Source organism: Leclercia barmai (assembly GCF_049312895.1).
In the GTDB taxonomy this organism is placed as follows: domain Bacteria; phylum Pseudomonadota; class Gammaproteobacteria; order Enterobacterales; family Enterobacteriaceae; genus Enterobacter; species Enterobacter barmai.
In genome coordinates this window covers 248,140-261,131 of record NZ_JBMNWZ010000002.1, presented here as the reverse complement: position 1 = coordinate 261,131, position 12,992 = coordinate 248,140, and the positions used below count along the sequence as shown (strand labels likewise).

At 56.5% G+C, this 12,992-nt stretch carries 12 protein-coding genes; 6 read left to right on the top strand and 6 right to left on the bottom strand.

From position 1 onward, the window contains the following. Window positions 1-873, top strand: coding sequence for a copper homeostasis membrane protein CopD (gene copD, locus ACOYA6_RS09605; protein ID WP_422654598.1), 873 nt, complete (start codon window positions 1-3; stop codon window positions 871-873). A 14-nt stretch (window positions 874-887) separates the two neighbouring features. Then, window positions 888-1,226: a YebY family protein gene (locus ACOYA6_RS09600; protein WP_039030807.1), complete on the top strand. Its 339-nt coding sequence runs from the start codon at window positions 888-890 to the stop codon at window positions 1,224-1,226. A 400-nt stretch (window positions 1,227-1,626) separates the two neighbouring features. On the opposite strand, the gene ACOYA6_RS09595 is transcribed toward ACOYA6_RS09600, so the two are convergent. Then, complete coding sequence (locus ACOYA6_RS09595; RefSeq protein WP_422654597.1) at window positions 1,627-2,574, bottom strand: VirK/YbjX family protein; 948 nt, start codon at window positions 2,572-2,574, stop codon at window positions 1,627-1,629. Between the two features lie 176 nt (window positions 2,575-2,750). Here ACOYA6_RS09595 and pphA point away from each other — a divergent pair, with 176 nt between their 5' ends. Continuing rightward, on the top strand, window positions 2,751-3,395 hold the full coding sequence (gene pphA, locus ACOYA6_RS09590) for a protein-serine/threonine phosphatase (protein ID WP_039030806.1): 645 nt from the start codon (window positions 2,751-2,753) through the stop codon (window positions 3,393-3,395). Here the strand turns inward: pphA and ACOYA6_RS09585 are convergent, their stop codons facing one another. From ACOYA6_RS09585 to yebS, 5 genes are all read right to left on the bottom strand, one after another. After that, window positions 3,396-3,587, bottom strand: coding sequence for a YdfD/YebW family protein (locus tag ACOYA6_RS09585; protein WP_039030805.1), 192 nt, complete (start codon window positions 3,585-3,587; stop codon window positions 3,396-3,398). Window positions 3,588-3,691: 104 nt separating this feature from the next. Continuing rightward, entirely contained in the window at window positions 3,692-3,931 is a 240-nt protein-coding gene (locus ACOYA6_RS09580; protein ID WP_039030919.1) for a YebV family protein, read from the bottom strand. 103 nt (window positions 3,932-4,034) lie between these two features. Then, the gene (gene rsmF, locus ACOYA6_RS09575; protein WP_138369339.1) at window positions 4,035-5,477 is read right to left on the bottom strand and encodes a 16S rRNA (cytosine(1407)-C(5))-methyltransferase RsmF; all 1,443 of its coding nucleotides are present in this window, start codon (window positions 5,475-5,477) and stop codon (window positions 4,035-4,037) included. A gap of 76 nt (window positions 5,478-5,553) precedes the next feature. Further along, a complete protein-coding gene (locus tag ACOYA6_RS09570) occupies window positions 5,554-8,187 on the bottom strand; it encodes a PqiB family protein (RefSeq protein WP_223073865.1) in 2,634 nt (877 codons plus the stop codon). Continuing rightward, on the bottom strand, window positions 8,156-9,439 hold the full coding sequence (yebS, locus tag ACOYA6_RS09565; protein WP_039030802.1) for a membrane integrity lipid transport subunit YebS: 1,284 nt from the start codon (window positions 9,437-9,439) through the stop codon (window positions 8,156-8,158). Before yebS ends, ACOYA6_RS09570 begins: the two co-directional genes overlap by 32 nt. A gap of 131 nt (window positions 9,440-9,570) precedes the next feature. Here yebS and ACOYA6_RS09560 point away from each other — a divergent pair, with 131 nt between their 5' ends. From ACOYA6_RS09560 to prc, 3 genes are all read left to right on the top strand, one after another. Continuing rightward, window positions 9,571-10,068, top strand: coding sequence for a GAF domain-containing protein (locus ACOYA6_RS09560; RefSeq protein ID WP_223073866.1), 498 nt, complete (start codon window positions 9,571-9,573; stop codon window positions 10,066-10,068). A gap of 97 nt (window positions 10,069-10,165) precedes the next feature. Further along, window positions 10,166-10,852 (top strand): RNA chaperone ProQ, encoded by a 687-nt coding sequence (gene proQ / locus ACOYA6_RS09555; RefSeq protein WP_039030800.1) that lies wholly within the window; start codon window positions 10,166-10,168, stop codon window positions 10,850-10,852. 19 nt (window positions 10,853-10,871) lie between these two features. Next, window positions 10,872-12,920, top strand: coding sequence for a carboxy terminal-processing peptidase (gene prc / locus ACOYA6_RS09550; protein ID WP_138369336.1), 2,049 nt, complete (start codon window positions 10,872-10,874; stop codon window positions 12,918-12,920). The last annotated feature ends 72 nt before the right edge of the window (window positions 12,921-12,992 follow it).

The window sequence follows — 12,992 nt, the reverse complement described above, 5'->3', positions numbered from 1 at the left end:
ATGCTGGCGTTCTGCTACGTCACGCTGCGCTTCACCCATTTTGCCGCTCTGATGGTGCTGTTTGGCAATGCCCTGTACGGCGCATGGCTGGCGCCTGTTTCGCTGCGGCGTGTCATGGCGCGTCGTTTTCGCGAACAGCAAAAAAAGGCCGCGTTCGCCAGCCTGCTCGCCGCGATGCTGCTGCTGGCGCTACAGGGCGGAATGATGGGCAACGGCTGGCCGGATGTGATCAACCCGTCCATCTGGCAAGCGGTGCTCACGACACAGTTTGGCCAGATCTGGTTATGGCAGATGATCCTGGCCCTGATTACCCTCTGGATCGCCTGGCTGCAGCCGCGAAAAGCCGTGTCGCTGATTTTGCTGTTCACCGCCGCGCAGTTTTTCCTGCTGGCAGGAACCGGACATGCGGCGTTGCATGATGGCGTGACGGGCCTGTTCCAGCGCAGCAATCAGGGTCTGCATCTTTTATGTGCCGCAGGCTGGCTGGGCGGCCTGTTACCTCTGCTCTTTTGCCTGCGCCTGTCCCGCGGACGCTGGCAGCGTGCCGCCGTATACACCATGATGCGTTTTTCTCGCTACGGCCATCTGGCGGTGGCGGGCGTGGTGCTCACCGGGGTGATGAATACGCTGCTGATTCAGGGCTGGGCGCTGCCGTGGCACTCCGCCTGGGGACGTATGCTGTTGTTGAAATGTGCGCTGGTGGCAATGATGGTGGTAATTGCCCTGGTGAATCGGTATGTTCTGGTGCCGCGGTTTCGTTCTGACGACGGACGTGCGCAACGGTATTTTATCAGGATGACGCAGACTGAGGTTGTGCTGGGGGCGCTGGTTCTGGCGGCAGTCAGCCTGTTCGCGACCTGGGAACCCTTCTGACGAGGTGGAACACAATGAAAAAAACAGTACTTTCTTTATTATTGCTGGCCTGCTCCGGCACGGCGCTGGCAGCACCCCAGGTGATTACCGTCAGCCGGTTTGAAGTGGGCAAAGACAAATGGGCGTTCAACCGTGAAGAGGTGATGCTGACCTGCCGTCCGGGCCATGCCCTGTATGCCATTAATCCCAGCACCCTGGTGCAGTATCCCCTGAACGACGTGGCGCAGCAGCAGGTCGACAGCGGTAAGAGCAACGGCCAGCCGATCGCGATTATCCAGATTGATGACCCGGCAAACCCGGGACAGAAGATGAGCCTGGCGCCGTTTATCGAGCGCGCGAATACGCTCTGCTAGCATCCCGCTTCCAATAAAAAAAACCGCAGGCTTCTCTTCGGAAGCATTGCGGTTTTTGTGTTTAAGGACAGGCTAACGCTTTTTTTCAGGCCACTTTTGATGCGGACTGGAAAACCTGGCGTCGTCATCTATTCTTAAAGTGCAAGGCGACTTAGCCTGCATTAATGCCAACTTTTAGCGCACGGCTCTCTCCCAAGAGCCATTTCCCTGGACCGAATACAGGAATCGTATTCGGTCTCTTTTTATCTGTTGAAAGTCAACGCCTTTTCCTTTTGCGGGCTTTAACAGTTGGGCAACATTCTCTGTTCTTCGCTAAACCATACCACACTACGCCCGGCGGAAGTCCAGCGCTTTTTAGCGGTTGTGTTAAATTTTTGCCTGTCAGGGGTGAAAGCAGGTATTAGCGGCTAAACCGCTGGCTGAGGGCCAGTTCAATCTCATCAAGCAGTTGAAAACGGCGGCGGTATTCGGCGCGTTTTTTACTGGCAATGCTCTCCAGTGATTTACGCTCCATACCGGCTGGCAAGGTCCAGCGGAAAGCCCCGTACCTTGTCGCGCCCAGCGATTGCCAGAATTCGTCGTAGCTGGCGTGGAGATGACGCCCTTTACTGAAGCGATAGCGCAGGGCGCGCAAAACGTGGCCTTCATCGCTGACGCCGTAAATAGCGCTGATGCCTGCCTGTTTCGCCAGATTGAAGATCGCTTCCAGCAGAATACGTTTAGGGAACAGGCCATAGCAGGCACGGGTGGCATTCTTGATCGTCTCCCGGCCGACATCCCGGCGCGGTCCCTGCAGGCCGCCAATCACTAGCGCGCTTTGCCCGTTATCGCGGGTAACGCTGAAGGTCAGGCTCGCCAGCAGGGTATTATCCCCGGCACGCAGCCAGAGCGTGGTTTCCCCCTCGCGTTCAGCCTTAACCGCGCTGGTGGCGTAGATTGTATATCTGGCGTCGTCTTTGGTGGCGAACTGCAGTAGCGCAAGCGGCGTCGGGCTGGTAAAGATGCGGGCCAGGCTGGCGTCCGGCAGCGCATCAACCCAGGCGTAATGATGGAGAATGGCGTCGGCACGCTCCCCTGCACTTAACCCACGGGTCAGATATTGACGCTGGGTTTTCACCGGCAGGGTGCTCTGTGCTTTCAGTAACAGGGGAAAATCGTCGCGACGGGAGAGCGTCTCCAGCATACGGGTAGTGGAGGGCCAGAACAGCAACGTGCGCAGGAAGAATTTCAGCCGGTAGTCGCGTTTATGCCACAGCGGGCCCGGCATTAGCTCACCCTTCGCCAGGGCGATGATAACAGAAGAACGGTGCGCTGATGGCACCTCAACAGGCAGGATGGTATTTGACACGATGAAGACCTCTTTATAATTCTGCAATTATCTTAAAGGCCATCGGATATTGATTTAAGAGTTGCTAAACCTTTATTTCCGCTTTGTTTAATAACGATTGAGGTTATTTCGAACGGCGGTTTCACTCATATTATTGCCGTACTCCGCAAGGACTATACTGATCCTGAGGAGGCGCTATGTATCTCAAACTTGATGGTCACAACTGGCGGCACGTCTGGGTGGTAAGCGATCTTCACGGCTGCTATCAGATGCTTATGGAGGCGCTAAAGCGCCGGCATCTTAATCCGTATGAGGATTTACTTATTTGCGTCGGCGATTTAATCGATCGCGGCCCGGATAGCGTGAAATGCCTGCAGTTATTAAATGAAGCGTGGTTTTATGCCGTGCGCGGTAATCATGAGCAGATGGCGCTGGACGCCCTACATAATAATCAGTTTGGCCTGTGGATGATGAATGGCGGCAACTGGTTCGCTGAATTAAAAGGTGAACAACAGCAGCAGGCTATCGACCTGTTCCGCCGCTGTGAAACGCTGCCGTGGATTATCGAAATCAACTGCGCTAACGGATTGAATGTCATTGCCCATGCAGACTACCCGTCATCGCACTATGTGTGGAATAAGCCGGTACAGAAGCAGCGTGTTCTGTGGAACCGGGATCGCCTGCAGGATTTAATGAACGGCAGCGAGGAGGGGATTGGCGGGGCAGATCACTTCTGGTTCGGCCATACGCCGCTCAGAAAACGCTATGACTGCCAGAACCTGCACTACATCGATACCGGGGCGGTGTTTGGCGGCAGCCTGACGCTGGCGCAGCTGCAGTGATTACAGGTCAGAATACTCCTGCGCCGGGCGCCAGAAGCCGTCGATAAAATCTTCTACCGGATAACAGCCGCCGTGGCGGATACGCTGGTCGTCCATCGATGCCTCGCACTGGGGTTCGGTGCGATACACGTCCACCACCAGATCTTCACAGCCTGCGTCCAGATAACAGATAAACAATACCAGTGCGTACATCATGCCCCTCAGCATTTACTACCGTATTGATATTGTAGGGGATGATTCAGGGAAGGGGAGAAATTGGGAATAAATAACCCGCCTGCGGGCGGGTTCTCTCTGAATCAGGCAAGGCGCATGATCCAGGCATCGGAACCTTGGTCGTAATGCTTACGGTACAGGACTGAGTGTTCTCCATCGAGAATGGCGGGGACGCTGGTATCTGCATCCCAGGCGTCGAGTTGCATGCACAGGTCGGGGTCGGATTTACAAGGGATAGTTAACGTTCGCTCGCCCTGCGTATCGCCGTTTAACTCGGCATCATCGATTTCGAATGCGCCAATGCGCACATTGGTTTTCGTCATAATGCTCTCCAGGATCATGCTGTGGTCTGGTACGACCAGTGTAGTCGCCCACTTTTCAGCCTGGTCAATGGAGAGCAAAAGCGCCAGTAAAAAAGTGCTATTTTTAGCTCTCTTCGCCGTTACCGGTAAACAAGCGGCCATCGCGAACCAGCTCGCGCGGGTAGCTGTTCTTCAGCCGCGAGCCCACTTTTTTCGCCAGCCCTACCGGAAAGCCCTGATACGTCAGGACCGCATCATCCCCGGTTGGGGTTGCCTCTGGCCACACATCGCGTCCGCGATACCACTCTTCCGCTTCTGCCTGGGTTAAGGCAAAGGTGTTGTGCTCGCCCGCCAGGGCGATCACCGCTTCATGCTGCCAGCGGTAACCTTTGTTGTGCGTCTCCGCCAGGCGGATGCCGAGACGAGAAAAACGCACTTTGCCTATCAGCGGCTCAATCTCCGTCGGGAATAACCACACCTCTTTATCACGCTGCCACAGGCGCAGGTTGTCGTCCCAGCGCAGGCCCACCTGATGTGCGGCGGTGGCGATCTGCTGGGCTTCACGGGTTTTAAGCGGCGTGAACGGGAAGTTGCCAACCTTGAATTTTGGCACGGGCAGCGGCGCTATGGCGGCGGTTTTACGCAGGCGTGCCACGAAGAAGCCTTCGCAGTCGTAGATGTGCGGGAAGACGTGCAGGAACCCTTCGGGAGTGACGCAGTCAGCGGCGCTGGTAAACAGGTCGTTCAGCGGCAGGAATTCAACGGCATCGGGATACTGCTCTTTCAGCCACAGGCAGACGGCTTCGTTTTCGTCGCGGTTCAGGGTGCAGGTGGAGTAGACCAGCGTCCCGCCGGGGCGCAGGGCGTGGAAGGCGCTGTCGATAAGCTCGCGCTGGGTGGCGGCGATCTCCAGATTGCTGGCGACGGACCAGTTCTTCAGCGCATCAGGATCTTTGCGCACCACTCCTTCGCCGGAGCAGGGGGCGTCCAGCAGGATCGCATCGAAGGCTTCCGGCAGGGCCGCGCCAAACACGCGGCCATCAAAATGGGTTAAGGCCACGTTGCTGATCCCGCAGCGGCTGATATTCGCGTGTAGCACCTTGACGCGGCTGGCAGAAAACTCGTTGGCGAGGATCGCGCCCTGATTGTTCATCCGTGCGGCGATCTGGGTGGTTTTGGAGCCGGGCGCGGCCGCTACGTCCATCACCCGGGCGGGGGTATTACCATCGGCAAACAGCGCCGCAACCGGCAGCATGGAGCTGGCTTCCTGAATGTAGAACAGCCCGCTCAGGTGTTCTGCTGTGCTGCCCAGCGGTAACGCCTCTTCGTCGTCACGCTCGATCCAGAATCCCTCTTCACACCAGGGCACCGGCGTGAGCTGCCAGTTGTAGGGGGCGACAAGCGAGAGGAAATCCGCCACGCTGATTTTCAGGGTGTTGACGCGCAGGCTGCGGCGCAGCGGACGCTGGCAGGCGGCGATAAACGCATCGAGAGAGAGAGGATCAGGCAGGGCCTGGCGCATTTGAGCCAGAAATTCTTCTGGCAGATAGACGGAACGTTGAGACACGAGCGCACCACAGGGAGTCAAAGAGGCGCGCAGTGTACCACAAACGCTCCGGTGGGTTGACACCGGAGCGTAAGGGTTAGCGTGGCAGGGCGGTTCCCCAGTTGCGCCACTCTTTCGGCTCACTCTCCTGCAGCAGGAAGTGCTTGCCGGGCTGGGATTTCGGCGCCAGCGGGGTACCCGGCGGCGTCGCGAAGGCAATACCGCCGCGGATAAACTGATTAAAGGTCCCGGTTTTCACCACGCCGCCGGTCAGACCAAAGTCCAGGGAATAACCGGACGCCAGCCAGAACACCGAGTTGTTACGCACCAGATGCTGATAGCGATCGCTGATACGCAGGGCCACCATCACCCTGTCGGAGAGCGTTCCCAGCGTCAGCCCGGTCACTGTACCCACTTCCATACCGCGGAACAGCACCGGCGTACCGATGGCGAGCGACGCCGCATCCGGCACCTCCACCACGATGCTCAGGCCATCGAGATAGCGTGAATCGGTGATGGTCGCTTCCTGCAGTTCGAAGTCGCGACGCGCCTTGCCCTGGCCGGGTTCGACGTTGATATAAGGCTGGAGAATGGTATCGAGATGCTCAACGCCTGCCGCGGAAATCTGCGGGGTGATCACCGAGAAACGCGTCCCGGCGCGGGCGAAGTTATCGACATATTCCGGATACAGCACCGCCGTGGCCTGCACTTCGTTGCGGGCGGTGATCAGCTTCAGATTCTGGATCTGCCCGATATCAATTCCCAGATAGCGTATCGGCATCCCTTCGGCGAGCTTGCCCGCATCAAAAGCATGCAGGGTGATCTGGCCGCCCACCGCACGGGCTGCGGTTTCGGAAGGGTAGAGGATCCGTTTGTCGCCTTTACGCTGGCTGGCGCTCGCCCCGCTCAGGTTGTCAAAGCTGATGGCCCCGCGCAGGGCGCGGGAGAGCGGAGAGGCCTGTACCGTCAGGCCGCTGCCGTTAAGCTGCACTTTGGCCCCGCCTTCAGCCCAGAACACGCTGTTGCTGGTAAGCAGCTTGCGGTATTCCGGCTTGATATGCAGTTCGATATCAAAGGCATTGGCGCGCGGGCGAACCAGGATCACTTCACCCACCTCGAATTTGCGATACAGCACCACCGAACCTGCCTGCACGTCCGGCAGGGTGTCGGCCACCAGCGTGAGGGTGGTGGTCGGCAGATCGCTCAGGCTGTTTTCCAGAGCTTTATCGAGGTTGGCATACAGCGGATAGCTGTCGCGCATGGCGCCTTTGTCACCCGGCAGGATACGGATCCCGCCGCTGATCCACTCGCTGGCGCTGGCCGCCAGGAACTCGACGCCGTCGAGCCCGACTTTAACATCCACCCGGCTGTTGACCACGAATTTGCTGTCGCCATGCACCAGCTCGCGGTACTGCGGATCGATCGCCACCTCAAAACTAACGCCTTTGCTGTTTAAGGTGCGTTCAAGCACCTGGCCAATCTGCACGCCGTGCAGGATCAGCGGCTGACCGGCATCGATACCGTAGCTTTCCGGTGCGTTGAGTTTGACGGTGATGACGCCCGGTTTTTGCAGCAGCGCCTTATCGGCCGGGGCGATCACAAACTGATTTATTGGTTCGCCGCCGCCGGGGATCAGTTCAAAAGTGCTGCCGGTCAGCAGGCTACTGACGCTGGGGTTGCTCAGCGACAGTTTTGGCGAACGCAATTCGATGCGCGTGTTTTTGCGCAGCAGATCGACCACGCTCGGGTCAACGGTCATCTCACCGGTGACCAGGCCGCCAGCGTTAAGGGTCATTTTGGTGAGCTGCCCAACCTGTAACCCCTGATACATCAGCGGGGTGGAGTCTTCCTTCAGACCATCCGCAGAGGGGAGGGTGAGCTTCACAATCACGCCGCGCTGGCTGTGGGCCAGATCTTTATACAGGCCAAAATCATCTTCCTGGGTGGCGGGCTCAGAACCTTCCGGTGAATCGAAGGCGATAGCCCCGTTCACCAGCGCCGCCAGGCTCTCCAGCTTCACTTTGGCACCGCTCAGGCTCAGGTCGGCATCCACGCCGGACACATTCCAGAAGCGGCTGCCTTTTTTCACCAGCGAGGTAAAGCGTCTTTCGATCAGCACGTCGATGACCACTCCCTGCTTGTTAGGGGTGATGGCGTAGTCATAAACCCGACCGACGGGGATCTTACGGAAATAGACCACCGAACCGCTGTTCAACGAGCCCAGATCCTGTGCGTGCAGATGGATCATCAGATCGCCATTGTTGAGCCGGTATTTCGGCTGCGTATCCAGGGCGGTGAAGTGATCCTTTGGTTCACCTTTACCTGGCATCATGCCGATGTAGTTACCCCCGACCAGCGCATCCAGACCGGAAACACCCGCCAGCGAAGCTTTGGGCGTAACCAGCCAGAACTGCGTCTCATCGCGCAGGGCATCTTTCATATCGGATTTGATGCTAACGCGAACCTCGATTTTATTGAGGTTCTTATCCAGTGAGATATCCTGGACGGTCCCTACTTCAACCCCCTGAAAACGCACCGGCGTACGGCCTGCCACAATGCCGTCGGCGCTCTGGAAATCGATAGTAACGGTATTGCCGCGATCCTCGTAGCTGGTCCAGATTAACCAACCGGCGATCATCAGAGCGATAACCGGCAGTAACCAGAATGGCGAAATACGACGTTTTGTTTTAACTCGCGCTTCAGTCGGCGAAGCTGGCGTTTCCTGACTCATGTGCATCCCAAAGTAAGCGGCTATCCAGCCATTCCACTGAAAGAATAGTCAAAATCACCGCAGTGCCGAAATAGAACGCTGCGGGTCCCATAGTAAAAGCAAGGAGCTGATCGCGATTGATCAGCGACATCATCAACGAAATAACAAACAGATCCAGCATTGACCAGCGGCCAATCCAGGTAACGAAACGCAACAGCAGTATGCGGGTTCTCAGCCCTTGTTCACATTTAAAATGAATGCTGACGAGCAGGGTAAACATCACCACCACTTTGGTAAAGGGCACCAGAATACTGGCGATAAACACCACCGCCGCTACGGCGATATTGCTGTGCGCCAGCGAGACGATGCCCGACATAATGGTATCCTCCTGCCGTCCACCGTTGACGTAAATCACCGAGATAGGCAGCAGGTTGGCCGGAATAAGAAACACCAGCGAGGCGATCAGCGCCGCCCAGCATTTTTGCAGACTGTTGTGCCGCCGTACGCGCAGGGGGATATGGCAGCGCGGACAGCGACCGCGCGCGTCGGGCAGGCCGGTATAGTGACAGCCAAGACAGACGCGCAGTTCAGGGTTGTAACGGGTGGCGGGGCGCTGGGGGTAAAAGCGTTCCCAGAGCTGCTCCACGTTCAGATGAATAAGCGTCAGCACGCTCAGGATCACCAGCGCAATAAACGCAAACAGACCGCCGCCCGGCTGCAGGTAAGCGTAGTCCTGCACTTTGATGGAGGCGACAACAATCCCCACCAGGTAGATATCCAGCATCACCCACTCCTTGAGCTTCTCGAGCATCAGGAGTACCGGGCGCAGGTTCATTCCCAGGATATTGCCGAGCCACAGGTAGGCGATAGCCGCCACCAGCACCACCGGCGCGCCGACGGTACAGAACAGAACCATCGACGCTGTGAGGGGATCGCCCTGGCGGGTCATCTGCCAGATCCCCTGTAACAGGTTGGCATCAATGCGCACGCCCAGCAGGTGCAGGCGCAGCAGCGGCTCGCTCCAGGCGAAGGGCATCAGCAGCATCATAGTGACCGCCATCGCCGCCAGCCGGGTCAGTGACCAGTCACGGCCGTCGCGAATTTTTGCGTTGCAGCGCGGGCAGAAAGCACTTTGGTATGATTTCATCTTTGGCAACGTAAAAAGCGTATCGCATTGCGGGCAACGCTGATAATGTGCACGAGGCAGCGCATCGCCGACCGTATGCACGGTGATTTTTTTCGTCGGCGTTATTTTCGGTGATTTAAGAGCCATCGGTCGCGCTAAAAAAGGATAGTTAATAGTTATCTTAACTCATGAATGGATTCATCTTGAGCATGAACGTAAATAATGCTTATTTTAATAGGCTATGCTGTAATTTTGTAAGACAACCAAGTGATTGAATAATGAACAAAACAGAATTCTACACGGACCTAACCCGTGACTTTCAGGCATTGATGGCAGGTGAAACCAGTTTCTTAGCCACTCTGGCGAATACCAGCGCATTACTTTTTGAGCGTCTTTCCGATGTGAACTGGGCCGGTTTTTATCTGCTGGAAGGTGAAACCTTAGTACTCGGACCCTTCCAGGGCAAGCTCGCCTGCGTGCGTATTCCGGTCGGGCGCGGCGTATGCGGCACCGCGGTGGCGCAAAACCAGGTGCAGCGTGTGGATGACGTTCACGCGTTCGACGGGCACATCGCCTGCGACAGCGCCAGCAACGCTGAAATCGTCCTTCCTCTGAAAGTAAACAATCAGATTATTGGTGTTCTGGACATCGACAGCACTGTCTTTAATCGCTTTACAGCCGATGATGAACAGGGGCTGCGCGAGCTGGTGGCGAATCTTGAAAACGTTCTCGCCGCGACCGATTATCACAAATTCTTTGCGAGCGTCGCAGGATAATCAACGGATAACGTAGCATTTACGGATGGCGTCATTATAATGTCGCCTGTTCATGCCTGCGGCTTGTCGGCAACGTCCGTTGTAATCAGGAAATTTCATGGAAAATCAACCTAAGTTGAATAGCAGTAAAGAAGTTATCGCGTTTTTGGCCGAACGTTTTCCTCAATGTTTTAGTGCCGAAGGCGAAGCTCGTCCCCTGAAAATTGGTATTTTTCAGGATCTGGTAGAGCGTGTTGAAGGTGAGATGAACCTCAGCAAAACCCAACTCCGCTCCGCCTTACGTCTTTATACTTCGAGCTGGCGTTACCTTTACGGTATCAAAGCGGGCGCGACGCGTGTTGATCTCGATGGCAACCCTTGTGGTGTGCTGGATGAGCAGCATGTTGAGCATGCCCGTAAGCAGCTTGAAGAAGCCAAAGCGCGAGTTCAGGCTCAGCGTGCTGAACAGCAGGCTAAAAAACGCGAAGCAGCCGCGGCCAATGGCCAGGAAGAAGCGCCTCGCCGTGAACGCAAGCCACGTCCTGCACCGCGTCGCAAAGAGAATACCGAGCGTAAGCCACGTGCTGAGCAACCGGCGGCAAAAGCCCCGCGTGCGCCTCGTGAAGAGCCGCGCCACACTCCGGTTTCTGACATCACCGCCCTGAGCGTGGGTCAGTCTCTGAAGGTAAAAGCGGGTAACAATGCTATGGATGCCACCGTACTGGAAATCACCAAAGATGGCGTTCGTGTACAGCTGACTTCTGGTCTGTCAATGATTGTACGCGCAGAACACTTGTTGTTCTAAAACGGAGGCCAAGCCCGGCATGAACACATTTTTTAAGCTCACCGCGCTGGCTGGCCTGTTTGCAATAACAGGCCACGCTTTCGCTGTGGACGAGATTACGCGTGTCGATCAGATTCCGGTTCTGAAGGAAGAGACTCAGCACGCGACGGTCAGTGAGCGCGTCACGTCGCGCTTCACCCGTTCGCACTATCGCCAGTTCGATCTCGACCAGGCCTTTTCGACAAAGATTTTCGACCGCTACCTGAACCTGCTGGACTACAGCCATAACGTCCTGCTGGCGAGCGATGTCGAACAGTTTGCCAAAAAGCAGACCCAGGTCGGGGATGAGTTACGCAGCGGCAAGCTGGACCTGTTCTACGACCTGTATAACCTGTCGCAGAAACGCCGTTTTGAGCGCTATCAGTACGCGCTTAAGGTGCTTGAACGTCCAATGGACTTCACGGGTAACGACACCTTTAATCTTGACCGCAGTAAGTCGCCGTGGCCAAAAGATGAAGCCGAGCTGAATCAGCTGTGGGACAGCAAAGTTAAATACGACGAGCTGAGCCTCAAACTCACCGGTAAAGATGAGAAAGAGATCCGCGAAACGCTGACCCGCCGCTACAAATTTGCCATTCGTCGCCTGGCCCAGACCAACAGTGAAGATGTCTTCTCGCTGGCGATGACGGCCTTCGCGCACGAAATCGATCCGCACACCAACTATCTCTCTCCGCGCAACACCGAGCAGTTCAACACCGAAATGAGCCTCTCCCTTGAAGGGATCGGCGCGGTGCTGCAGATGGATGATGATTACACCGTGATCAACTCCATGGTTGCCGGTGGCCCGGCGGCCAAGAGCAAGGCGATTAGCGTAGGCGATCGCATTGTCGGTGTCGGTCAACCTGGCCAGAACATGGTTGATGTGATCGGCTGGCGTCTGGATGACGTCGTTGCCCTGATCAAAGGGCCAAAAGGCAGCAAAGTCCGTCTGGAAATTCTGCCTGCTGGTAAAGGCACCAAAACCCGTATCGTTACCCTGACCCGCGAGCGTATCCGTCTGGAAGACCGCGCGGTGAAGATGTCGGTGAAAACCGTGGGTAAAGACAAGGTTGGCGTGCTGGATATTCCTGGTTTCTACGTGGGCCTGACGGACGACGTCAAAGTCCAGCTGCAGAAACTTGAAAAACAGAACGTTAAGAGCGTGATTATCGATCTGCGTACCAACGGCGGCGGCGCCCTGACCGAAGCGGTTTCGCTTTCCGGTCTGTTTATCCCGTCCGGACCGGTGGTACAGGTGCGCGACAACAACGGTAAAGTGCGTGAAGACGCGGATACCGATGGCGTTGTGTACTATAAAGGCCCGCTGGTGGTGCTGGTCGATCGCTTCAGTGCCTCGGCGTCGGAGATCTTTGCCGCCGCGATGCAGGATTACAGCCGTGCATTGATTGTTGGCGAACCGACGTTCGGTAAAGGTACGGTGCAGCAGTACCGCTCCCTGAACCGCATTTACGATCAGATGCTGCGTCCGGAATGGCCAGCGCTGGGTTCGGTTCAGTACACCATTCAGAAGTTCTACCGCGTGAATGGCGGCAGTACCCAGCGGAAAGGCGTGACCCCGGATATCATCATGCCGACGGGTACCGAAGAGACGGAAACCGGTGAGAAGTTCGAAGACAACGCGTTGCCGTGGGATAGCGTGAACGCTGCCACCTACGTGAAGTCGGGCGACATGACCCAGTTTGGTCCGGCGCTGCTGAAGCAGCACGACGACCGCATCGCTAAAGATCCGGAGTTCCAGTACATCGTCAAGGATATTGCCCGTTTCAATGCCCTGAAGGCGAAACGCAATATCGTCTCTCTGAATTACGCGCAGCGTCTGAAAGAGAACGAAGAGGATGATGCGACACGTCTGGCGCGTATCAACGACCGCTTCAAACGTGAAGGTAAGCCAGTCCTCAAAAAGCTGGATGACCTGCCGAAGGATTACCAGGAGCCGGATCCGTATCTCGATGAGACGGTGAAAATCGCCATCGACCTGGCGAAACTGGAAAAAGACAAGCCTGCCGGTAACCCCGCTCCGGCAAAATAATCTCCCCCAACAGGCACAAGAAATTGTGCCTGTTTTTTTTTAAACCGCATTCTGCCGTCAGGCAGTCATTTC

Excerpts from the sequence above, each read along its gene's own strand:
- copD (WP_422654598.1), top strand. The coding sequence starts at position 1 with ATGCTGGCGTTCTGCTACGTCACGCTGCGCTTCACCCATTTTGCCGCT.
- ACOYA6_RS09600 (WP_039030807.1), top strand. The coding sequence starts at position 888 with ATGAAAAAAACAGTACTTTCTTTATTATTGCTGGCCTGCTCCGGCACG.
- pphA (WP_039030806.1), top strand. The coding sequence starts at position 2,751 with ATGTATCTCAAACTTGATGGTCACAACTGGCGGCACGTCTGGGTGGTA.
- ACOYA6_RS09585 (WP_039030805.1), bottom strand. The coding sequence starts at position 3,587 with ATGTACGCACTGGTATTGTTTATCTGTTATCTGGACGCAGGCTGTGAA.
- ACOYA6_RS09580 (WP_039030919.1), bottom strand. The coding sequence starts at position 3,931 with ATGACGAAAACCAATGTGCGCATTGGCGCATTCGAAATCGATGATGCC.
- ACOYA6_RS09570 (WP_223073865.1), bottom strand. The coding sequence starts at position 8,187 with ATGAGTCAGGAAACGCCAGCTTCGCCGACTGAAGCGCGAGTTAAAACA.
- yebS (WP_039030802.1), bottom strand. The coding sequence starts at position 9,439 with ATGGCTCTTAAATCACCGAAAATAACGCCGACGAAAAAAATCACCGTG.
- ACOYA6_RS09560 (WP_223073866.1), top strand. The coding sequence starts at position 9,571 with ATGAACAAAACAGAATTCTACACGGACCTAACCCGTGACTTTCAGGCA.
- proQ (WP_039030800.1), top strand. The coding sequence starts at position 10,166 with ATGGAAAATCAACCTAAGTTGAATAGCAGTAAAGAAGTTATCGCGTTT.
- prc (WP_138369336.1), top strand. The coding sequence starts at position 10,872 with ATGAACACATTTTTTAAGCTCACCGCGCTGGCTGGCCTGTTTGCAATA.